The sequence below is a fragment of the Streptomyces sp. NPDC001594 genome, from assembly GCF_042893675.1.
GTDB lineage: Bacteria > Actinomycetota > Actinomycetes > Streptomycetales > Streptomycetaceae > Streptomyces.
In genome coordinates, this window is sequence record NZ_JBIAVB010000028.1 from 35,305 (window position 1) to 55,295 (window position 19,991).

A 19,991-nucleotide genomic window follows, 5' to 3' on the forward strand; every position below is an offset into this window, starting at 1 on the left:
CGACCACATACGTCGTGACAAAAGGAATATTTCGGGCTCAGCTCCGACATTTTTGCAGGTGACGATGTCGGTGCAATGCGTCATGCTCTGCTCGCACATTCCATGCGCGAACGGCCGGATGGGGAGCCGGAATTCGCGTGACCGGCCGCCCGGCTGATTTCGCCAGCGAGTACCCAGGGGTGGCTGAATCGCGTGCCCGAGGGGGGAGAAGAACCAGCGTGTCCGAAATCGATCCCGAGCGTGAAGACGGGTCAAATAGGGTCCCTGAAAAGGCAGTTGAGCGACAGGCTTGGTATCGCCGACGCAGGGCGTGGGGCGGACTCGCTGCACTGCTTGCCGTAGCGGTTGCCGTGCCGGTTGTCCTGAACCGGGACGACAACCGTAAGCCGGTTCAGGCCAAGCCCGCGAAGGCGAAGGGTCCGGTCAGTGCGACTGAAGGCCGTCGTCTGGCGCGGGAGAGCGGCAAGGAAGTCGAGGTCACGGCCGAAGCCTCCGCGTACACCAGTACCTGGGCGCAGCCTGGGGGCACGTTCAAGCTGAGGGTGTCCAGCCTGGCGAACCGGGCGAAGGTCGGCAATGAGTGGAAGCCGATCGACACGACCCTTCAGCGGGTCGAGGGCGGTTTCGCGCCGAAGGCCGTCAACGGGAAGGTCGTCTTCAGCGCAGGCACCAAGGCGGGGGACGGCAGCCGGGCGTCACGCGGTGCATCGCGTGTGGCGCTCGTCCAGCCCGCGGTCGCCAAGGCAGACACTCCGCAGCCGGCCTGGACCGACCTCGTGCGTCTGAATCTCGACGGTCATGATCTGGCCGTTGCCTGGCCGGGCCAGCTGCCCGAGCCGGTCATCTCCGGGTCCCGGGCCCTGTACGAGAACGTCCGTCCGGGTATCGACCTGGTGCTGACGGCCCAGGACGGCGGCTACACGCACGTTCTGGTCGTCAAGGACAAGCAGGCCGCCGCCGATCCTCTCCTCGGCCAGTTGAACTACCGTCTCTCCTCCCCGGACCTGACCTTCCACCTGGACGAGTCCTCGCGCTCGGTCAGCGCCCAGGACTCCAAGGGCGAGGAGGTCGCCGGCTCACCGACCCCCTTCATGTGGGACTCCGCGGGGAAGGTGGCCGTCACCGAGGGCGAGCCCGTCCCGGCGCCCGCTCCTGAGGCCAAGGCCCACCCCACCCTCGCCCTGTCCGGCCTGAATGGTGCGGAGGGCAACCACGCGGTGTCCGCCGGCGCCGCCCTCAGCGGCGAGAACGTCCTGACGGTGACCCCGAACAGCAAGTTGCTCGAGGACGCGGAGACCGTCTACCCGGTGTTCATCGACCCGTCCTTCAAGGGCCACAAGCAGAACTGGACCACCTTCTACAAGACCGAGGGCTCCTCGAGTTTCTGGAACGGGCAGAACTACAACAGCGGCAGCGGCACCCCCGAGGCCCGCGTCGGCTACGAGTCCACCTCGGGCGGCACTTCCCGCGCGGCGTTCATCTTCGACTTCGGCAGCCAGCTCTACGGCTCCCAGATCCGCTCGGCGAACCTGCGGATGCTGCAGACCTACTCCTGGGGCTGTGACCCGCGTGCCTTCGACGTTTACCACGTGCCGCTGATCACCAGCGCGAGCACCTGGAACAACACCGACAACGCCGGCTTCTGGTCCAACCGCATCGCCGGCGCGTCCACCGGGTACGGCTACAACAGCTCCTGCCCCGACGCCTGGGTGGGCATCGACATCAAGTCGAAGGTCGAGGAGGGCGCCCGCGGTGCCTGGCAGAACCTGACCCTGGGCCTGCGTTCCCCGAACGAGAGCGACGCGAGCTACTGGAAGAAGTTCCAGGCCAACGGCGAGAGCGCCCCCTACATCGAGGTCGAGTACAACAAGGCGCCCGACACCCCGGTCCTGGCGAACATGAGCACCTCCCCGGGCGGTGCGTGCGTGACCGGGCAGCCGTTCACCAAGATCGGCAAGACGGATGTGGACTTCCGTGCAAAGGCCACCGACGGCGACGGCAATCTGCGCCGGCTCAACTTCCGGATCTGGGCCGCCGACGGCTCCGGCTCCGTGGCCGACGAACTCCGCGACACCAACACTGACGGCGCCGCGAACGTGACCGTCGGCTGGGAGAAGTTCACCCCCGGCAAGACGTACTACTGGCTCGCCCAGGCCATCGACTGGGACGGGCAGTGGTCCGGCAGCGGCCCGCTGGACTCCGGCGGTGGCGGCTGGTGCACCTTCACCGTCGACCACACCCAGCCCACACCGCCCACGATCCGCTCCGAGGACTTCCCCGCCCCCGGCCCTGACGGCGCGGAGTGGAGCAAGAACACGCTGGGCCCCGGCAAGATCACCGTGATCGCGGGCGGTACCAACCCGGCGGACATCACCGAGTTCCAGTGGTCCCTCAACCACCCCATCTATGACAAGAAGGCCGTCCCCGCCGCCGGGTCGGACACCGTCACCGTCGACGTCAACCCCGACAACGCCGGACCCAACCTCTTCTACGTCCGCGTCGTCAACAAAGCCGGCAACCCCTCCAACCCCGTCACCTACACCTTCTACGTCCGCCCCCGCCCCGGCCTCGACGGCCCCGGCGACGTCACCGGCGACGGCAAAGCCGACGTCCTGGCCGTCGACGGCAACGGCGACCTGCGCGTCTACCCTGCGGACGCCACCGGTGACGTCGATGCCTGGATGCCCGCCGCCACCGACAACGGCAAGCCCGCACCCGCCGGCTACTTCAAGAACGCACTGATCGCGCACTCCAGCGACTGGTACCCCGGCGACGGCATCACCGACCTCATCGCCCGCATGCCCGACGGAAAGCTCTACGTCTACCAGGGCGACGGCAACGGCCGCTTCGACATCAGCCGCCGCACCGAAATCCTCCTCCCCGCAGGCGCACCCGACCCGGCCACGCTCTCCCAGATCGTGGTCGTCCAGGACGTCGACGGCGACAAATCCGAGGACATCTTCGCCACCGCAGGCGACACCTTCTGGGTCCTGACCGGCTACAGCGGCGCCTCCATCACCGAAGCCCGCCAGCTGTCGGCCACCAGCTGGCTCAAGCGCGACATCATCAACGTCCGCGACGTCACCGGCGACGGAGTGCCCGACCTCGTCTACCGCGACGACTTCACCCCCGACCGCGGCCTGGCCCTGCGACGCGGCAAGCCCGGCACGAACGGCGGAGCCGACATCAACTCCCTCGCCCTCGCCGTCAACTCCGCCGACGGAAAGGACCTCACCTACGGCACCACCGGATGGGACAGCACCACCTGGCCCCTCCTGCGCGGCACACCCGACGTCAACGGAGACGGCATCCCCGACCTCTACCTCACCCACAACGACGGCACCCTCCACCTCTACTACGGAGGCCGCACCGCCATCGGCAACGGCTGGCGCGTCGAGGAAGACGACTGGGCCACCGCCCGCACCCTTGGATAACCGCCCGTCCATGGCGCAGGTGCCCGGCCGGAAACACCCGCCAGGCGCCTGCGCCGACCCGAACACCACGGGACAGGGACGGACGCTCCGCGCCCGTCCCGGCCCCGCGACCATCACGACAAGAATGAGGCGCCCGTACATGCAGCAGCTCCCCGACCTCGGAAAGAACACAGTCGGCAAGCCGGACCCGTGGGCCAAGTTCCGCGGGCTCACCTGGTGGCAGCTGGTCCTGTCCATCGCCCCGATCCTCCTGCTGCCGATCGGCGGAGCGATAGGCGGCGCCATCGGAGCCGCCGGCCTCTTCACCAACCTCGCCCTCGCCCGCAGGCACCTCAGCACGCCACTCAAAGCCCTGGCGATGCTCGGCGTGGCATGCGCCGCCTACCTGGCATACCTCCTCATCGCAGGTCTCCTCTACAACCTCGTCAACGGCTGAGATCACCACACCCGTACCGTCTCGGCGGCAGACCCCTATGGTGTGGGGCACGCTCCTGAGGGTGCGCCGAAGCATCGACGTGCTTCGCGAGACACTTACGTTCCTGCGCGACGAGGTCGGTGCCGCGGTCTATGTCGCCGCCTATACCGACGGCGAGGTCTCCATCACCCAGTACGCCGACAGCCCCACCGCCCCCGCCGTCCACGAGTGGGTCGACTTCCGCGAAGCCGCCCACGCCTCCGCCGTCGGCAAGGCCCTCCTGGTCCAGCTCAACCACGCCGAACGCCGCGACCACCTCGGCCGCCACCACATGGAGGCCTTCACCCCACACACCATCACCAGCCAGGAAGAACTCTTCGCCGAACTCGACACCCGCGACCCGGGCGAGCCGCTGCTGGACCTTCAGGAGTACGCCCTGGGCACGGTGTGCGCGGCCGTGCCCATCCGCACCGGCACCGACCCCGAATGCGGTAGCCCTCTCCCTTCCAAGCCCGGACCCGCTCAAGCTCGTCCAGGCCGCCCGCGTCCTGCGCAACGAAGCGATCGCCGTCCTCCTGGCCCTCCTCGTCGGAGGCAGCAACCCGCCACCACCCATCACGCCGAGCATCCCCTGCGTGGTGATCCCCCGGTAGCCGACAGCGCGGGGGACAGGCGGGCGGGGGAACGCCGCCTGTCCGCGCGAGCGCCGGATCCGTCACTTCCTCGATTCGCCTGCGGGCGCGGGAGGGCAAGTGCGGTGAAGGCCGCCACTGGTGTGATTTTGCTAGGGGGTCGCAGGCTGCTGGCGCCGCCGGGTCGGCGCTGTCAGTGGGCGGAGCCGGGGATGGAGGGGGAGGGAGTGAAGTGGAGCTTCTGGGGTCCCTTCCCGTCGCCTTTCCAGTCGAGGAGCAAGGTCACGTCCGTGTAGAGGTGGTGGCGGCTTGGCCAGTGCGAGGAGTAGGAGGCGGGGGTGATCGATCCGTCTTTCGCCTTGTTCAGGCGCTGGGCCAGATCGGTGCGCTTGGTCACGGCCAGACCACCTCCCGCCACCATTGCCGTCACTTCGGCGTTGGCGGTGTTGAAGATGGAGCCGGGGTGGGTGGTCGATGCCGGCAGGTCCCACGAGATGGTCGCCCAGTGCCGGATATTCGGACCGGACTCGGTCACGCAGGCCTTGACGGTGAAGTCCCAGTTGTCGGGCCAGGGCCCGCTGTAGGCGGGGTTGTCGACGGTCTTGGTGGACACCGCGCACCGCTCCGCCGCGTTGGCGGGGCCACCCCCGGCGCCCGCCGCGATGACGACGGTGGTCACCAGTACCGCCGCGAATCGGCGGGCCGAGTGTGTCCTGGGCATGGGAGCGCCTCCGTTGATCGAGTGCCCAGGACAACGACGCGGCCGAGCGAAGGAAGCGTGCCGGCACGGGTGATCCGGATGGAGGGCCGGTGACGCCGGCGCCGCGGGTCGCCACCGGCTGCTCAACCGGGCCCGGCAGGACCTGTCGACCCTGGGTCAGGACACGAGGGCGGGCTCGTAGGCCACGGTGGTGGTGGGGCAGTCCTCGGCGAGCCCGAGGAGCGCCTGGCGCTCGGCCTCGTCGACGGCCAGGTCCCATCGCAGCTTCGTGCCCACCCACGTCGCGGCATACGTGCAGTGGTAGGAGCCGTCGGAGGGCAGCCACTGCGCCGGGTCCTTGTCCGCCTTGCTCCTGTTCGAAGCGGCGGAGACCGCGATCAGAGTGTCGGGGGACGCCTGGTCGTTCGCGTATGCCTCCCGCCGCGCCGCGGACCACGCCACTTTCTCCGAGTCGTACACCTCCGCCAATGGCACGAAGTGATCGACATCCAGCCGGGCCGCGTCCGTCACCACGACATCGTCGTACGCGCTGCGCCAGGAGCCGCCGGTCAGCTTGCAGCCGGCCGCGATCTGCGGCGCGGCAACGGCTTCGGAGAGGATGACTTCCTTGCGGGTGTCGCAGCCGTCTGAGGTGTTCAATCCCTTGTTCCAGTGCTTGTACAGGTCGCGCCGGTAGCCCTCGCGGTGCTCGGGGGCGACGGTCAGCTGGTCGATCGCCTCGAACAGCGGCAGTGGAGCGCGCGCTGCCGCCGGACCCGCCACTGCCGCCGGGCTGCTCGGGCCGACGGGGGAGGAGTATGCGGCTGGAGCGGCGGCGGAGAGCGGGAGGGCGCAGAGGGCGAGCACGGGCAGCCCACGCAGCATCAGATTCTTGATCACGAAAGCTGGTGTAGCGGGCTCGACGCTTACCGAGACAGGTTCTCGGACGACAACTCACCCATGTGGGCGTTCGTGTTCACCGCGGAAACGGCTCTGCACGCCCTCCCTACCGGGTTACCCGGTCCATATCCGTTCCGCGAGCGTGAGGGCGTCTTGGTGTGGCTGCATAGGTGGAAACCAGGAGCGGTTGTCGATGCGTTCTGAGAACGCGCCGGGGTAAGCGGTCCGGCGAATGATGGCGAGAAGTAGGAACACTCCGTGGTGCGCGAGGCCCCCTGTGCCGGGTTACGCCGGTTCCAGCAGGACCGCCGGTAGGGTGCCGCTCACGATCGGGTCCCTGGGCAGCACAAGCCCGAAGCACTCCGCGATGATGCCCAGGGCGGTGCGGTGCACCTCCCTGTCGTCCTGCTCCTGGGCCGGGAGGCCGGCAGCCGTCAGCAGCTCCTGAAGCCGGCTGGCCGTCGCGGGGTCGCCCTCGACCCCCTGGTAGCCCCATGAGACGGCGAGATGCAGGTTGCAGGCGCTCAGCAGGCGGCCGTCGTGGAAGTACTCGAACTGCGGCGGGACCGGCTTGCCGTTCTCCTCCTCGTACTCCAGAAGGCACACGTGCGCACCGTCACGCGAGACCGGTGCCAGCGGACCGAACTCTCCCGCCCAGCCGCCGTACGCGACCGCGTATGTCCACTCCCCGGCGCTTCCGAGTCGCAGGCCGATGCCGTCGAAGGGATCGCCGTAGGTGTCGTCCATGAGTTCCAGAAGGGAATCCCCGGTGTGCTCACCGGCCGCCACGGCGATGTGCTCGGCGTCGTACAGTACGGTCGCCGCGAGGCGGCCGGCGAGATCTTCGGGCGTCAGTCCGCGGGCGAGCACCACGCGGTAGCCCCCGAAGGCAATGGATTGGGGGGCAGCAAGCCAGGCCGTTTCGTGTGTCATGACCGCCATCCTGGCTGCTGCCTCTGACAGCGCCCGCATCGGTCACGCTCGTCGTGCAGACTAGACCCATACCCCGAGTCAAGCACCGAGGCGTTCTTAGAGGGCATTTGATCTAGGCATATTGCCCTGTATGCCCTAGTAGGTTCCTCGCCAGGTTGGTGTGGTTTCGTCCGTTATGCGCTTGGTGAGGTTGTCGATCGACGCGATGTGGATCATGGCTTCGGAGCTGGTGGTGAGGGTCTCGTAGTCGCGGGCGAGGCGGCGGTGCATCATGATCCAGCCGATACTCCGCTCGACTACCCAGCGCCTTTTCACGACGTGGAAGCCGCGTTCTTCGGGGTTGCGGTTGACGACTTCGACGTCGATTCCGAGCTGGGCGCCGTGCTCGACGACGGCGTTCTTGAAGCCGGTGTCGACCCAGCTTTTCGCGATGGTCGGGTAGGTCTCTTTCGCCTGGTCGAGGAGGCGTATTCCCATGGCGTTCTCGGAGAGGCCTGCGCCGGCGACGGTCACGGCGAGGATGAGGCCGATTGTGTCGGTGAGGATGCCGCGCTTCCGGCCGACGATCTTCTTCGCGGCGTCCGTTCCCTGGCTGGTCAGGGGCACGTTGGTGGAGGTCTTGACGCTCTGGGTGTCGATGACGGAGGCGGTCGGCTCGGGCTTGCGCCCTTCCTTCACGCGGGCCAGGCCGGTCAGGTCGTAGTTGAGCTGCGAGAGGATTCCCTCGTCGCGCCAGGCGGCGTAGTAGAAGTAGACGGTGCCGTGTCCCGGGAAGTCGTGAGGAAGGTATTTCCAGGGGATTCCCGTGCGGTTCACATAGAGGATCGCGTTGAACACATCACGTAACTCGACCTTGGGCGGCTGACCGGTGGGCCGGCGGTCAAGTCGGGCTTTCCGCCAGGCCGCCAATGTCGGCTCGATCAGGGCCCATCGGGCGTCGGACAGGTCACTGGGGTACGGCTTCCGCTGGTTCATGTCGCAGCGTGATCACGGACGCAGCGGACGGTTCCGTTCCGCCACTGCTGGGCGTTTCTGCCTCATCCTCGAACCAAACGGGTTTCACATACAAGGAGCGGAGCAAACGGGCGTCCACCTCGAGAGCGCGACCGCCACGAAGGGGGCGCGTTCAGGGCAAACACCTCAGACCTGGCAGCCACGAACCTCGCCTACCGCCACAAACTATCCCTGAACGCCCACTTAAAACTCGGCGAAAGCACGCTGTCGTGGGACGAGGCGTTCCTGGCGCTGAGCAGCAAACGTTCCTGAGACTCGCCAACAAAGCCATTGGTGTCGGCTGAGGTCGCTTCAGGTGATGGCGAGGTGGGCGTGGGCGGAGGCGGTGGCGGGGTGGTCGTCTCCTGGGAGCCGTTCTCGTCCGGCGAGGACTGCCCTCGTGCCCAGAGCGCTGCGGCATCACCCGATCCAGAATCCTGTTCGAGCCCAGACGTCAGCGCGATCGATGGTCCGATCGGCTGGTCGGCGAGTCGGCCGACGAGCGGGTGAGGCTGGTGGTGGAGGCCGGCTATGCGGGGGTGGCTCCTGGGTTGCTGCTGGGGGTGGGGGTGTCGAGGCGGTGGTGGACTTCGGTGGGGTGGATGTCGTTGAGCCAGGTGCCGAGGCCGGTTGCCATGACGAGGGGGTCGATGCCGAGGAGTTGGCTGATGTGGTGCATGTCGCGGAGGGTGTAGGTGATCTGGCCGTCTTGGCGTTTGCTGATCTGGCTTTTGGACATGCCGAGGTGGCGGCCGAGCTGTTCGTAGGTGAGTTCCGCGCGGAGCCGTCCGTGTTCTACGGCTTCGATGAACCTGAGCTCTAGGTCGGTGACGGCTTCCCGTGCCTGCTGCTTCGCGGTCTTCTCCATGCTTGCATCATATCGATCTCCGATTCGATCCCGGACACCGAAGAAGCTTCTCGGCATCATTGTAGCCCTAGAGTCGACAGGGTTGCCCTGACGGAAACCATGTTGGTAGTTTGGGGGCATGACCGACGGACCGAATGACGTCTTTCCCGCGGGTATCAGGGCGGGCTGGGCCCCGGCTCATGTCTGGCGCTGGTTTGTGCTCCGGGCGGCGAAGCACGTTCCGAAGGCGACCCGGGACCAGTCCGAGTGGAAGAGCCTCGGTGCGTCGTTCTTCGCGATTCTGCAGGCGGTTGGCCAGGCGGCGAACGAGGACGGCACGAATGCCTTCCTGGGGACCGACACGCTCATGGCGATCGGCCGGTGCAGCAAGGAAACCGTCCAGAAAGTACTCGTCGCCGCGGAGGCCGTCTGCCTGATCAGGAAGACAGCGAACGCCCGTGGAGGCCGCCACCCCAAACCTGCCACCTACGCATGCACGCTTCCTCTTGGCGCTGACACCGAGACCGGCTGCGGCATCGCCTGGGAGAGGGCACTGGCCGTGTTGTCCAGTTCCGAGTACGACCGCAGGCTTCGGCACAAGCGTGCCAAGGGCTTGGGGCGTCACGTGACGCCGTCTGGTCTGGGCCCGGTGCAGGCGCTGGAGGCGTCATGTGACGCCCCCGTGCCCGCTGAGGAAGTGATTGAGGGGGCGTCACGTGACGGAGGCAGGCAGCGTCACGTGACGGATCAGAAGGGGTTACATGACGCCCCTACCAGGCTTCACCAAGCCGTTCACCACGAGAGGGCAGAGGTGGTGTCTCAGCCTCAGGTGGATGGGGCTCTGGTGTCGGCAGTACGGGGCCAGCCTCCCGCCACGGCAACAGCGGCGCCGTCCGACGGACACGGGGACCATCCCCGTAGTTCGACGCCCGCGGCCGCCAATTACGCGGAACATGTTGCCGCCTGTGACCGGTGCCCTCGGGAGATGTGGTGCCCGCAGGGCTCGCGGCTGCGCAAATACCTTGTCGCTGAGCAACACCACAAACGGGCCCGGCACCTGCCGAGCGCGGCGGGCGATGCCGGGTAACGGAGTGCTGCTGCCCGAGGCGCGCTCGCGGATCGATGGTGGCGCCTGCCCGAAAGAGAGGCGAGGGCGACGAGAGCCGGCTTCCCGTCTGCCGCAAGGTTCCGCTGCTCCGTGGGCTCGCTCATGGCAGGCGCGATGCCTCAGCGCCGCTGCTCGGACGCAGCAGGTTGCCGGTGAGGGCTTCGTTGATGGTTGCTTCGGTGGTGTCGTCGAGGGTGATGTCGTAGGTGCGGGCCATCTGTTGGGCTCGTGCGACGGTCTTCCGGACAGCGGTGTGGTTGCCTGCGGCTGCTTCGATGTGGAGGAGGTCTCGGTACAGCACCTCGGAGGTCTCCTCGACCTCAAGGGCTTGGAGCACGGTGCGGCGGGCGGCGTCGAGGTCGGGGGTGTCGCTGTCGGTGTGCCAGCGGGCGAGGGTGTGGGCGGTGTCGGTGATGCGCGAGAGCATCTCCTGGATGACGGGGTCTGCCCAGGGCAGGGTCCGGCCTTCGAAGGGGCGACCGCGGACCAGCGCCATGGCCGTTTCCAGGTCGGCGGTGCCGGCCCCGGGGCCTGCGGCGAGGCCTCGGGAGGCCAGGATTTTGAACTCGGCCCAGTCCGAGGTGACCGACGGGTGGAGGACGTAGTCGGCGCCGTTCTTGGGGCGCGGAAGCAGCGGCAGGCCAGTGCTGCTGAGACCGAGGACGTTGCGCAGTTCGGACAGCCGGGAGTGCAGGGTGCGGGTGGACCAGGGGTTGACGGGGTCCATGGCCTGGCACAGGTACTCGGTGCCGCGTCCGGGGCGCAGGTGGAGGAGGGCTGCGACGGCGGCGGTGCGGGGGCCGTGGGCTGAGGCGGCGGTGCCGGTGATACGCAAGGGGCCGAGCATGTCGATGCGGACAGGTGCCTGATCTTCGTCGGCGGTCTGGGCGGGCACGGTGGCGGCGGTCTGGGCAGGCACCGGCGCCGTGTCGGTGGCGCCCTGGCCGGTCTCGTTGGGCTCTGCCGCGTCCTTCGTCGTCACTGACCCGTCTGCTGCTGACTGCCCGGCTTCGGTGCTGCTGTCTTGGTCGCCGCCCGGCTGGGTGGCGGTGGCGGGGGAGGCGGCGATGAGCGCGGGGAAGGGGTTGCCGGGGTCCTGGGCGTCGGCGGTGGTGGACCGGAGGGTCAGCGCCTGTCCGCTCGCGGCCGCCTGGCCGTGATCTTCGGCGAATTCCCAGGCGCCGGTGGCTGGTTCCGGGTCCTGGGTGGAGACCTGCAGGGCGTGGACGTACTGCCGGTATTGCTCGTCGGTGATGCGTTGCAGGGTCACGGGCAGGCCGAGCGGCGCGAGGAGGGCCTCCTGCCCGCTCGTGACGTCGATGATCTCGGCGTGCGGGAAGACGCGCCGGGCCGCCTTACTCGCCGGCAGCACCACGGCGGTCTTGAGGTTCCGGGCGGCAGCGAGAGCATCGGCGAGCTGGGCCAGGTGTTCCCCATCGTGGTCGCCGACGCCGATCATCAGCCATGGCAGGACCTGCTCGCCGCTTTGGTGGGCTTCGAGGAGGAGTTCGCCGAGGTCGGCGGCGACGGCCGGCAGGTGGGGCATGGTGCGGATCCGGCCCTGCGGCAGGAGCTGGGCCAGGCGGCTGCCGAGGCCGGTGGTGAGGATCTCGCTGTAGTCGGTCCACCCGGACGTTCCCAGTTCCAGGGCGAGCGCGCGGGCGACTTCGAGGACCTCCTCCGGGGTGCCGTCCAGGAGCAGGGTGCGGCAGGTGGTCAGGTCGGCCAGCAGCAGTCCGTTGTCGTGGGCGCCGAGGGTGACCAGGCCCGGGTAGGGGGCCTCGACCTCGTCCAGGGCTTCTGCCTCCGGCAGAACGGCTGCGGGGTCCAGGGTCCAGGTACGGCTGTCGGGCCCTGCGGTGAACGGGGCTACGGGGTCGGCCGGCTCGTCCAGGAGCAGCCGGACCTCCTTGCCCGCCAGGAGCACGCCGCGCAGGGCGGGCAGCGGACGTTCCTCGGCTGCGGCCTGGTGGGCGAGGGAGCGCAGGATGCGGTCGAGGAGGTCGACGCCTTCGGGCTCGCCGGCCGCTGTCAGGAGCTGTTCGAGGGTGCTGGGGTCCTTGTCCTGGGCGATGGTCTGGCCCGCGCGGCGCTGGCGCTGTTGCAGAATCCGGCGTACGCCCAGAGCGCCGGCCAGGGACGCGGCCAGCAGCGTCCCGACTCCGGCGACCAGCGCCCAGTTCACGCTGGCCGTGGCGCTCTGCGCATGCGGGGCGTCCGGGGCTGGGGTCTGGGCGGGGGAGGAGCTCGGAGTCGGCGAGGCGGCCACAGGTGTCTGCGTCGGGAGCTGGGCCGACGGCGCGGCGGCCGGTGCGGAAGGCGAAGGGGCCTGGGCGGGCGGCGCCGTCTGCGCCGTCGGCGCCGGCGGGGCGGTGGCTGGTGGCGTGGCCGGGCCGGGCTCGGCGGTTCGCGGGGACGCGGAGGGGGTCTCGGTTCGTGCGGTGTGGGGGAGGGTGAGTTCTTGTCCGGGATAGATCAGATCGGGGTTGTCGAAGGTGCCGCCGGGAAGGGGCCGCCCCTGGTTCAGGTGGAAGATCTCCTGATGGCGGTCGGCGTCGCCCAGCTGGGCGGCCGCGATGGAGGAGAGGCTGTCCCCGCCGCGAACCGTGTACCGGACCTGTCCGGCGCCGTGCGACGCGCTCCCCCCTCCTGCTCCACCCGCTGCCGGGGCGGAGGGAATGGCGGCGTCGGCGGGCAGCGTGAGTACCCATCCCGGCTGGATGGGCCGCTCGGCGTCGAAGACCGTCCCGTCTGTCATGGTGCGGCCCTGGTTGAGGGCGGCGATGTCCGTCCACCGCTCCCCGCTGCCGAGCGTCTGCTGGGCGATGGACCACAGGCTCTCAGCGGGCCGCAGATCGCGGACCGTGTACGTCACGGCCGTGCTCGACGCGTCGGCCGGGCTGCCGGCGTGCGGTGCGGCCTCGTTGCCGGAGCCGGGGATAGGGGAGGCGCTGACGCCGACAGCGGCGGGAGCGGGTGCGGCGGCGCTGGGAGCGGCAAGCGCGGTTCCGGCCGGCAGGGCCAGCAGGACGGCGCCGACCAGGGCGGCTGCGGCCCGCTGCCCTACCAGCCCCCGGATCTGCGGGGCTGCGCGACCGCGGAGCTGGGCGGGGATCTCCAGCAGGACCGCGCCGGTGAAGCAGGCCCATCCGGCCCATCCCGCGGCGGCCAGGACGAGCAGGAATACCTGTCCCGAGTCCTCGGTGGACAGCAGATGTGAGAGGGCGGCCAGGCCCGGGGGTCCGACCAGGTTGGTGGCCCACCACAGCAGGATGGGCAGGCCGGCCAGCAGCAGGGCCAGGACGGTCAGGGAGAGTAGGGCGCGCAGCAGCGCGGCCGCCGTCTGGGCGCCGCCCCTGCGGGACGACCGGGGGTTGACGGGGGTGGGCTTCGGCATCGGCCGGGTCCTTCTCACGGTGGTGGTGCGGCTATTGGGGCTGGGTGATGCCGTGGAGCATGCGTGCGCTTCCGTGGCCGGTGACGTCCATGGACCCGATCCCGGCGATGGCCAGGAACACGGTCGGATAGGAGCCGTGGACGGTGACGTCGAGCCGGCTCCGGTCGGCGGAGAGGGTGGCACTGCCCTGTGCGCCGGCACGGGCGAGGTAGGCCTGGGCGGCCGCCTGGGCCCCTTCCGGGTCGACGCGGACGTCCGTGCCGGTGACGGCCGAGGCCGGGTCGATGGCCTGCCCGGCCGCGCGCGCGGCCTCCATCGCGAGCGCATCGGCGCGTTCGGTCGCCCGCAGTTTCCCGCCGCCGTCGATGGCCAGGCCGATGACGGCCAGCAGCGCCACGGTGACGATCGCGGTGTAGACGGCGATCCCGCCCCGGTCCTCACGCAGGCGCCCGGCCGCCCGCCGCAGACGGTTGTGCATGCTTAGCCCTCCCGGGAGCGGTAGGCGTCCACAACGGACGTGAAACGGCTGGTCAACGTCTTGGACCCGGGGATGCCGGGGAGCAGCAGGTCGGCCATGGTGACGTTGCAGGTGATGGTCACGGTCACGGTGCCGGCCTGCCCGAGGGGCACAGCCAGGCCGGAGACGTTCACGCTGGTGCTCACCGACGCGCAGTGGATGCCCTGGTCGCCCAAGGAGCGGGTGGCGGCGGCGGAGGCTTCGGCCTGGGCGCCGGTGTAGGTCCGGGAGATGGAGGCGGCGCGGGCTGCGTCCTCGGCGGCCGCGTCGATCTTCGCGCCGGAGGTGACGATCCGCCCTCCCGCGATGGCCAGGCACAGCAGCATGATCAGCAACGGGGTCACGATGGCGGCCGCGATGGTCTCACTGCCCCGGTCCTGCCGGGCCAGCGCCAGCCACCGCCCCGCCCGAGCACGCATGAACGTCACGGGGTGGTCCACCGCTCTCGCGGGGCTCCGGCCGACTGCGACACGCTCAGCCCCGACACCCCCGGGATCAGCGAGGGAGCCAGCCCGGTGACGGTCACCCGGACCTCGGCGCCATTGCTGCCCGCCGTGCTGACCGTGCTACTGGCGAGGCTGTCGCCCGCGATCCGCCCCAGGGTCTCGCGGGCCCGGGCCGCGCCCGACTCTTCGGGGGCCTGGTAGACGCGGGCAGCGGCGACACCTTCCCGGGCGGCGGTCAGGGCGATGTTGCGGGCGTAGAACCACATCGCGGCCTGCACGACCGCGACCGTGACGAGGATGACGAACGGGAACACGATCGCCATCTGAATCGAAGCCTCCCCCCGGTCCCTGAACCCGCCCACGATCCGCGCCCGGCCGCGCGGGCCCGCTCCGGGGCGGCCCCGACCGCGCCCTTGTGTCGGCTGGCTCGGCGCCCAGCGTCCTGCCACCTCGCCCCCTCCCTTCGATATGCCGTGCGGACTGCTGGTCTGTCAGATGCCGGACAGCTTGCCGTTGTACTTGCTGACGACGACGCCGATCGTGCCGGCGATGGCGATGGCCCCGGCGACGGCGGCGACCCAGATGATGATCGTGGTGATGGAGATGTCCCCCCGGTCCTTGGAGCTGTGCTCCTTGATCTCCTGCCAGTGCGAGCGCAGGGCGACGGACAGGCGGACGGCCAGCTTGGTCATGACGGACTCCCTTGTGCGGGTCAGGTGGTGAGCATGCGGATGATGGCGGGGAACGCGATCAGGAGCATGACCAGGACGGCCAGCAGGGCGCCGGGGGCGGTCATCTTCTCGCTGTTCGCGTTGGCGTCGGCCGCCTGGGCGGCCAGCAGTTCGGTGCGCAGGTTCTTCGCGCGGGAGCGCAGGGTGGCGTAGACGGACGCGCCGTCGTCGGCGGACTGCCGCATGATCGCCGCCAGGTCGTCCATGACGGGCAGGTCGAGTTCGGCGGTCAGCCGGGCCAGGGACTCCCAGTGCGGCACCTTGTCGACCCGGGACTGGGCCAGGGCCGCCTGGATCCGCTGGAATGCCCACCCGGTGCCGACCTGGGCGGCCTGTTCCATGGCCTGCTCGGCGGAGACGTTCCCGGCCCGGCGCAGCGCGACCAGGTCGAGGTAGGCGGCCATGGCGTGGGCGAACTCCGCCCGGGCCCGCTTCGCCTTGTCGCGCAGTGCCAGATCCGGCGCGAACCACAGCACGGCCGCTGCCAGGACCGCGACGATCGCGGGCAGATACAGGGGAAGCCCGAGCAGGAGGAACGGGACGGTGGACAGCGGCGGCAGCAGCAGCCCGCCGCCGGCCAGCGCCACCTTGGTCAGGAGGAACCGGGCGGGAGTGCTGCCGGTCAGGGCCAGGTCCTTGTACGGGATCCGGACGCCCGGCACGTCCGCCAGGCGCTCAAGCAGCCACTGCCCCCACCGCTCGTCCCGATCCACGGCCTGGTCGCCCGCGGCGGCGGGCGGGGGTGCGGGCTGGTTGAGGCGGCGCAGAGCCGGCCCGAGCGCCGGCGCAGGCCGCAGGATCTCGCGGATGAGAAGGGCGCCGCCGCCTCCGATGGCTGCTCCGGACAGGATCGCCGCGACTGGCATCATGCGCCCACCTCCACAGCCGATTCGGATGCGTCTTCAACGCCTACGGGGGAGGGGGTGGGGGTGACGGCGCTGCGGGGGTCGGCGATCAGGAAGCGGGGGACGGGCTTGATGTCGGCGATCTGCCGCATCATCACCAGGACCCCGACGAACCCCGCGAGCAGCACGGCCAGGACCAGCTGGCCCACCATCGTCCCGTAGGGGGCGGTGTAGGAGGGGACGAGGAATCCGGCACCGACGACGCCGAGGGTGATGATGGTCATCCACCGCATCGTCGTACGCGGCTTGGCCCGGTCGGCCTCGATCCCCCGCCGTCGGGCGACTTCCTCGTGGACGGACTCGGCGAGGTCGTCCAACGCCTGCGCGAGCCCGGGCCCCCGGTCGGCCGCCGAGAGCACCAGTGCCGCGACCACCTTGTCGGCCGTCACATCGTTCAGGGCGTCGCCGAAGGTGCGCAGCGCGTCGGTGGGCCGCCAGCCGACCTGGAGCCGGTCCACGAGATCGGCAACCTCACCAGCGATGTCCTCCGGACACCCGCGACGGGAGATCTGCAGCGCCTCGTCCAGGCCCCGCCCCAGCCGCAGGACGTTGGCCAGACGCTGAGTCCAGTCACCCAGGGCTTCGAGCTTCCCGATCCGGGCGGTGGCCGACTTCGTCGGCGACAGCAGCCACGGAACCCCTATCACCGCCAGGAACAGCATGATCGCGGCGATGAACACCCCCGTCACCATCCACAGCAGCACCCCGCCCAGAGCCCCGCCCACCAGGCGGGTACGCCGGGCCATCCGCTCGTCGCGGCTCGCCAGCTGCCGCCCGGCCCGCAGCCGCGCGGCCAGCCCCGGCCCCTTCGGTGCGCTGGTACCGACGATGCCGGCCACCAGGCCGACCAGGCCGCCCGACAGGGCGAGCCCCGCGAGCACCCACCACAAAACGGTCACAGCGCCGCCTCTCTCACCAGCAGCGGCAGCGCCGCGCCCCATGCCCCGGACTGCTCGTTCAGCAGCGAGGCGTCGAAGCCGGCCCGGCGCAGGTCGTTGATGCAGCGCGGCAGCATCAACGGCACCGCCCGGTGCTCACCCCACTCCGGACGCGGCCCAAAGATCTGGTTGGTCTCCGGGCGTCCGCCTTCGCCGATGCCGGTGACCTCCAGGACGTGGGAGACGAACCGGTGCCGGTGACCGCCGATCTTCGTTTCGTCCACGGAGGAGACGAACACGATGAAGTGCAGCCCGTTCGCGGCCTGCCGGTAGGCCAGCGACTCCGACATGTTGGCCTGCGCCAGCAGATACAGCTCGGCGATCCGGTCGAAGACGACGGAGGGGTGGATGGCGTGCAGGGTGCACAGGTTGCCGCCCGCGCCGTTGGTCATCGCCTGGAGCATGGCCACGATCTCCGGCCCGCGGACCTCACCGACCACGATCCGCGTGAGCGTCATGCGCAGCGCCCGGTACATCAGGTCCATCAGCGTGATCTCACCGGCGGCGACGCCGGCGACCATTTCGCCGTTGGATTCGCGGGCCTCCATCGGCACGACCTGCTGGTGGTACCCGTTCTCATGGGCAAAAAGTTCGAATTCGGTCTCCAGCGTGGCGAACCGCTCGTCGGGGTCGATCTCCTTGAGCAGCGCCCGCAGCAGGGTCGTCTTCCCCGCGGCCTGACCGCCCACGATCATGACGTTCTTCTCCGCGCGCACACACGCCCGCAAGAAGGATTCCAGCGTGGAATCGAGCATCCCCCGCGAGACGAGTTCGGGCAGGTCGGCGTGGCGCATGCTGTGCCGGCGGATCGTCACATACGTGCCCGGCGTGACGTCGATGACCGCCTGGAGGCGGGACCCGTCGGCCAGGCGCAGCGCCAGGAACGGATCCGCCGTCGACAAGCTCCTCTCCGCCTGCCCGGTGGTGCGCCGGGCCAGGTCCCGCAGGAGCTCGCGCAGTTCCTCGTCGGAGTCCGCGACCGGCGCCACCCGCACGCGCCGCCCGTCGGTGAAGTCCAGCCACACGTCCGCGTACCCGTTGATGAAGATGTTCTCCACCAGCGTGTTGTCCAGGTGCTGCTGCAGCCGCCCGGCCCGGAACTGCAGATCGAACACCGCCTGCGCGATCAGCGCGTCCTCGCGCGGGCTGGTGGCCACCCCTCGTTTGACGGCCTCGGCGTCCGACCACACGGCGACCTGCTCGTTGATCAGGTGCCGGCCCTGCTGCTCCTGCGCGGCCTGACTCAGCCCGGGCCGGGCCCGCAGCAGCTCGGTCAACCGCTCCCCGACCTGCTTCTTGATCAGCCGCACCGCCCCGTAGTCCACCACCACATCACCGCCCGGCCCAGCAGCCGGCTCGGGCAGGCGCTGCGCGCCGGCGACGGGGGCCGTGGGGGCGGGAACCCACGGGTTGGCCGGGCGGGAATCCACGGCCTGCGGCGAGGCCACCACGGCCACGCCGCGGACGGCGCCCAGCCGACTTTCGAGAGACCCAGACCCGGCGACGCGGGGGTCGTTGTGCAGGGGGTTAGCGCGCACCGCTCACCACCTGGGCCGCGTCCGCGCTGGGCGGGGCCAGGCGCGCGCGGCGGACCGCCACCAGCTCCTGCACCCGCACTGCTGCCGACCGGGCAGAGCGCATCAGCTCACCGGCCTCGAAGCGGCGCGGCTGCTCCGCCCCGTCCGACAGCACCGCCGCTTCCTTGGGCCGCCACGGCAGCACCGCGGTGACCGTGACCCCCAGGTGCTTGCGCACCTCCTCCTTGGAGAAGGGCCCCTGGTCCACCAGCAGTATCCCCAGCTCCGTGGCGCCACCCAGCGACTCCCGCAACGCCTCCAGCCGCACCTGGGCGCTCTGGAGCCCGCGCAGCGTATTGCGCGCGACCAGCAGGACAGCGTCCGCCTTCTGCGCGAGCACCCCGGGAGCACCGACAGTGCCCCGCCGGCCCAGGTCCACGATCACGTCGTGCCCGTGCTGCTCGATCCCCGCGAACACGGCCGAAAGCGGCCGCCACACCGGCTCCATCGCCGAGGCGTGCGCCGGGTCGTAGAGGCCGGGCAGCACCAGCCGGTCCCGCGTCCCCGCATCGGTGACGTCCACCAGCTGCCGCCAGAACGCCTCCACCAGCTGCTCACGCCCCTGCCGAGCGGCGATCGCCAGATTCCGCATCCCCCGCGAGTTGTCCAAGGTCCCCTGGAGCGCACCCGGCAGGACCGCCCCACCGTCCGGATCCGCCTCGGCCAGCACCACCCGATGCCCCGCGGGCATCGGCCACGTCATCAACAACGCCAAAGCCGCCGTGGTCACCCCCGGCGCCCCCAGCCCGCCCGCCAGCGCCACCACCGCCATCAGGAACCCCCCTCCTGCGCGGCCACGATCAACGCCACCGCACCCGTCGCCACCCGCGACGCCAGCACCGGCCCGTCAGCGGCGGGCACCGCCACATCCACCACCACAACACCCGTCGCCGGCGCCGCCACCCCGACCGCGACCACCGTCGCCGCCAGCGTCTTCGGCACAGGCGCCGGATCCGCGGGCTTGCCTGCGGCTGCGGCCGCCCCCGCCTGCGCCGGGTCCGGTGTCGAGACGATCAGCACCTTCTGCCCGGGAGCCAGCCGTGACGCCGGCAGCTGCGACGGCTTCAACGCCACACCCACCAACTGCTCACCGTTCTTGACCAGGGAGACGGCGGTGATCTGGCCCGGCGACAGCAGCGACCCGGCCTTCAGGGCCACGGCGGCGCGCTGGCCGACCAGGCGCGCCTTCTTCGCCGCGGGGACCGCCTTGACCACCGGGTCCAGCGCCAGGGAAGCCGGCGCCAGGTCGGCCTCCGTCAGCGTGGCGCCCACCGGCACGTCCCGGGCCACCACCAGCACACTCGACCGCTGTCCCGACGCGGTGAACAGCAGCGCCCCCGACAGGCCGCCAGCCGCGATCAGCGCGACGGACAGCGCGATCAGCCCGGGACGGCGACGTCGCTGGCGAACTACTCGCGGGGCCGGTGCCGGGCTGTCCGCAGGCCCGCCCGGCCCGGGGACGGCGGCACGGCCCTGCGTGCCCGTGGTGGTGGTGCTCACGTGATGTGCCTCCAGCAG

Annotated in this window: 19 protein-coding genes; 4 read left to right on the forward strand and 15 right to left on the reverse strand. The window is 70.2% G+C overall.

Going from position 1 to position 19,991, the window contains the following annotated elements; translation table 11 throughout:
- Positions 1 to 350: 350 nt before the first annotated feature.
- From ACFY0O_RS36140 to ACFY0O_RS36150, 3 genes are all read left to right on the forward strand, one after another.
- Entirely contained in the window at positions 351 to 3,434 is a 3,084-nt protein-coding gene (locus ACFY0O_RS36140) for a DNRLRE domain-containing protein (RefSeq protein ID WP_388954964.1), read from the forward strand.
- Between the two features lie 139 nt (positions 3,435 to 3,573).
- On the forward strand, positions 3,574 to 3,870 hold the full coding sequence (locus ACFY0O_RS36145) for a hypothetical protein (RefSeq protein WP_388954966.1): 297 nt from the start codon (positions 3,574 to 3,576) through the stop codon (positions 3,868 to 3,870).
- A 37-nt stretch (positions 3,871 to 3,907) separates the two neighbouring features.
- Positions 3,908 to 4,777: an IclR family transcriptional regulator C-terminal domain-containing protein gene (locus ACFY0O_RS36150; protein WP_388954969.1), complete on the forward strand. Its 870-nt coding sequence runs from the start codon at positions 3,908 to 3,910 to the stop codon at positions 4,775 to 4,777.
- Here ACFY0O_RS36150 and ACFY0O_RS36155 read toward each other — a convergent pair.
- The 5 genes from ACFY0O_RS36155 to ACFY0O_RS36175 form a co-directional block, all read right to left on the reverse strand.
- Entirely contained in the window at positions 4,675 to 5,202 is a 528-nt protein-coding gene (locus tag ACFY0O_RS36155; protein WP_388954972.1) for a hypothetical protein, read from the reverse strand. The two genes, ACFY0O_RS36150 and ACFY0O_RS36155, sit on opposite strands and share 103 nt — an antisense overlap.
- A gap of 156 nt (positions 5,203 to 5,358) precedes the next feature.
- Positions 5,359 to 6,066 (reverse strand): HNH endonuclease family protein, encoded by a 708-nt coding sequence (locus ACFY0O_RS36160; protein WP_388955049.1) that lies wholly within the window; start codon positions 6,064 to 6,066, stop codon positions 5,359 to 5,361.
- Positions 6,067 to 6,366: 300 nt separating this feature from the next.
- Positions 6,367 to 7,014, reverse strand: a complete 648-nt coding sequence (locus ACFY0O_RS36165) for a DUF6461 domain-containing protein (RefSeq protein WP_388954973.1) — start codon at positions 7,012 to 7,014, stop codon at positions 6,367 to 6,369.
- A gap of 135 nt (positions 7,015 to 7,149) precedes the next feature.
- Positions 7,150 to 7,989 carry an IS5 family transposase gene (locus ACFY0O_RS36170; RefSeq protein WP_388954976.1) on the reverse strand — a complete coding sequence of 280 codons (840 nt, stop codon included), beginning with the start codon at positions 7,987 to 7,989 and terminating at the stop codon, positions 7,150 to 7,152.
- Between the two features lie 547 nt (positions 7,990 to 8,536).
- The gene (locus tag ACFY0O_RS36175; protein ID WP_388954978.1) at positions 8,537 to 8,875 is read right to left on the reverse strand and encodes a multiprotein-bridging factor 1 family protein; all 339 of its coding nucleotides are present in this window, start codon (positions 8,873 to 8,875) and stop codon (positions 8,537 to 8,539) included.
- Positions 8,876 to 8,993: 118 nt separating this feature from the next.
- On the opposite strand from ACFY0O_RS36175, the gene ACFY0O_RS36180 reads away from it, so the two are divergent.
- The gene (locus tag ACFY0O_RS36180) at positions 8,994 to 9,941 is read left to right on the forward strand and encodes a hypothetical protein (RefSeq protein WP_388954981.1); all 948 of its coding nucleotides are present in this window, start codon (positions 8,994 to 8,996) and stop codon (positions 9,939 to 9,941) included.
- Positions 9,942 to 10,062: 121 nt separating this feature from the next.
- On the opposite strand, the gene ACFY0O_RS36185 is transcribed toward ACFY0O_RS36180, so the two are convergent.
- From ACFY0O_RS36185 to ACFY0O_RS36230, 10 genes are all read right to left on the reverse strand, one after another.
- On the reverse strand, positions 10,063 to 13,359 hold the full coding sequence (locus ACFY0O_RS36185; protein ID WP_388954983.1) for a LysM peptidoglycan-binding domain-containing protein: 3,297 nt from the start codon (positions 13,357 to 13,359) through the stop codon (positions 10,063 to 10,065).
- Between the two features lie 31 nt (positions 13,360 to 13,390).
- A complete protein-coding gene (locus ACFY0O_RS36190; RefSeq protein ID WP_388954986.1) occupies positions 13,391 to 13,837 on the reverse strand; it encodes a hypothetical protein in 447 nt (148 codons plus the stop codon).
- 2 nt (positions 13,838 to 13,839) lie between these two features.
- Entirely contained in the window at positions 13,840 to 14,295 is a 456-nt protein-coding gene (locus ACFY0O_RS36195) for a TadE/TadG family type IV pilus assembly protein (protein WP_388955052.1), read from the reverse strand.
- A 5-nt stretch (positions 14,296 to 14,300) separates the two neighbouring features.
- Positions 14,301 to 14,687 carry a TadE family protein gene (locus ACFY0O_RS36200; RefSeq protein ID WP_388955055.1) on the reverse strand — a complete coding sequence of 129 codons (387 nt, stop codon included), beginning with the start codon at positions 14,685 to 14,687 and terminating at the stop codon, positions 14,301 to 14,303.
- A gap of 126 nt (positions 14,688 to 14,813) precedes the next feature.
- The gene (locus tag ACFY0O_RS36205) at positions 14,814 to 15,014 is read right to left on the reverse strand and encodes a hypothetical protein (RefSeq protein ID WP_345504350.1); all 201 of its coding nucleotides are present in this window, start codon (positions 15,012 to 15,014) and stop codon (positions 14,814 to 14,816) included.
- Between the two features lie 20 nt (positions 15,015 to 15,034).
- Positions 15,035 to 15,922, reverse strand: a complete 888-nt coding sequence (locus ACFY0O_RS36210; protein WP_388954989.1) for a type II secretion system F family protein — start codon at positions 15,920 to 15,922, stop codon at positions 15,035 to 15,037.
- Positions 15,919 to 16,857 (reverse strand): type II secretion system F family protein, encoded by a 939-nt coding sequence (locus tag ACFY0O_RS36215; protein ID WP_388954991.1) that lies wholly within the window; start codon positions 16,855 to 16,857, stop codon positions 15,919 to 15,921. The genes ACFY0O_RS36210 and ACFY0O_RS36215 overlap by 4 nt, the downstream gene beginning before the upstream one ends.
- The gene (locus ACFY0O_RS36220) at positions 16,854 to 18,434 is read right to left on the reverse strand and encodes a CpaF family protein (RefSeq protein ID WP_388954994.1); all 1,581 of its coding nucleotides are present in this window, start codon (positions 18,432 to 18,434) and stop codon (positions 16,854 to 16,856) included. Before ACFY0O_RS36220 ends, ACFY0O_RS36215 begins: the two co-directional genes overlap by 4 nt.
- Entirely contained in the window at positions 18,424 to 19,245 is an 822-nt protein-coding gene (locus ACFY0O_RS36225) for a hypothetical protein (RefSeq protein ID WP_388954997.1), read from the reverse strand. Before ACFY0O_RS36225 ends, ACFY0O_RS36220 begins: the two co-directional genes overlap by 11 nt.
- Positions 19,245 to 19,973: an SAF domain-containing protein gene (locus ACFY0O_RS36230; protein ID WP_388955000.1), complete on the reverse strand. Its 729-nt coding sequence runs from the start codon at positions 19,971 to 19,973 to the stop codon at positions 19,245 to 19,247. Before ACFY0O_RS36230 ends, ACFY0O_RS36225 begins: the two co-directional genes overlap by 1 nt.
- Positions 19,974 to 19,991 lie beyond the last annotated feature (18 nt).

Bases quoted from the DNA above. Each gene is read 5' to 3' on its own strand.
- ACFY0O_RS36165 (WP_388954973.1), bottom strand. From the start codon at position 7,014: ATGACACACGAAACGGCCTGGCTTGCTGCCCCCCAATCCATTGCCTTC.
- ACFY0O_RS36160 (WP_388955049.1), bottom strand. From the start codon at position 6,066: ATGCTGCGTGGGCTGCCCGTGCTCGCCCTCTGCGCCCTCCCGCTCTCC.
- ACFY0O_RS36185 (WP_388954983.1), bottom strand. From the start codon at position 13,359: ATGCCGAAGCCCACCCCCGTCAACCCCCGGTCGTCCCGCAGGGGCGGC.
- ACFY0O_RS36180 (WP_388954981.1), top strand. From the start codon at position 8,994: ATGACCGACGGACCGAATGACGTCTTTCCCGCGGGTATCAGGGCGGGC.
- ACFY0O_RS36145 (WP_388954966.1), top strand. From the start codon at position 3,574: ATGCAGCAGCTCCCCGACCTCGGAAAGAACACAGTCGGCAAGCCGGAC.
- ACFY0O_RS36170 (WP_388954976.1), bottom strand. From the start codon at position 7,989: ATGAACCAGCGGAAGCCGTACCCCAGTGACCTGTCCGACGCCCGATGG.
- ACFY0O_RS36225 (WP_388954997.1), bottom strand. From the start codon at position 19,245: ATGGCGGTGGTGGCGCTGGCGGGCGGGCTGGGGGCGCCGGGGGTGACC.
- ACFY0O_RS36210 (WP_388954989.1), bottom strand. From the start codon at position 15,922: ATGATGCCAGTCGCGGCGATCCTGTCCGGAGCAGCCATCGGAGGCGGC.
- ACFY0O_RS36155 (WP_388954972.1), bottom strand. From the start codon at position 5,202: ATGCCCAGGACACACTCGGCCCGCCGATTCGCGGCGGTACTGGTGACC.
- ACFY0O_RS36205 (WP_345504350.1), bottom strand. From the start codon at position 15,014: ATGACCAAGCTGGCCGTCCGCCTGTCCGTCGCCCTGCGCTCGCACTGG.
- ACFY0O_RS36195 (WP_388955052.1), bottom strand. From the start codon at position 14,295: ATGCGTGCTCGGGCGGGGCGGTGGCTGGCGCTGGCCCGGCAGGACCGG.
- ACFY0O_RS36190 (WP_388954986.1), bottom strand. From the start codon at position 13,837: ATGCACAACCGTCTGCGGCGGGCGGCCGGGCGCCTGCGTGAGGACCGG.
- ACFY0O_RS36150 (WP_388954969.1), top strand. From the start codon at position 3,908: ATGGTGTGGGGCACGCTCCTGAGGGTGCGCCGAAGCATCGACGTGCTT.
- ACFY0O_RS36175 (WP_388954978.1), bottom strand. From the start codon at position 8,875: ATGGAGAAGACCGCGAAGCAGCAGGCACGGGAAGCCGTCACCGACCTA.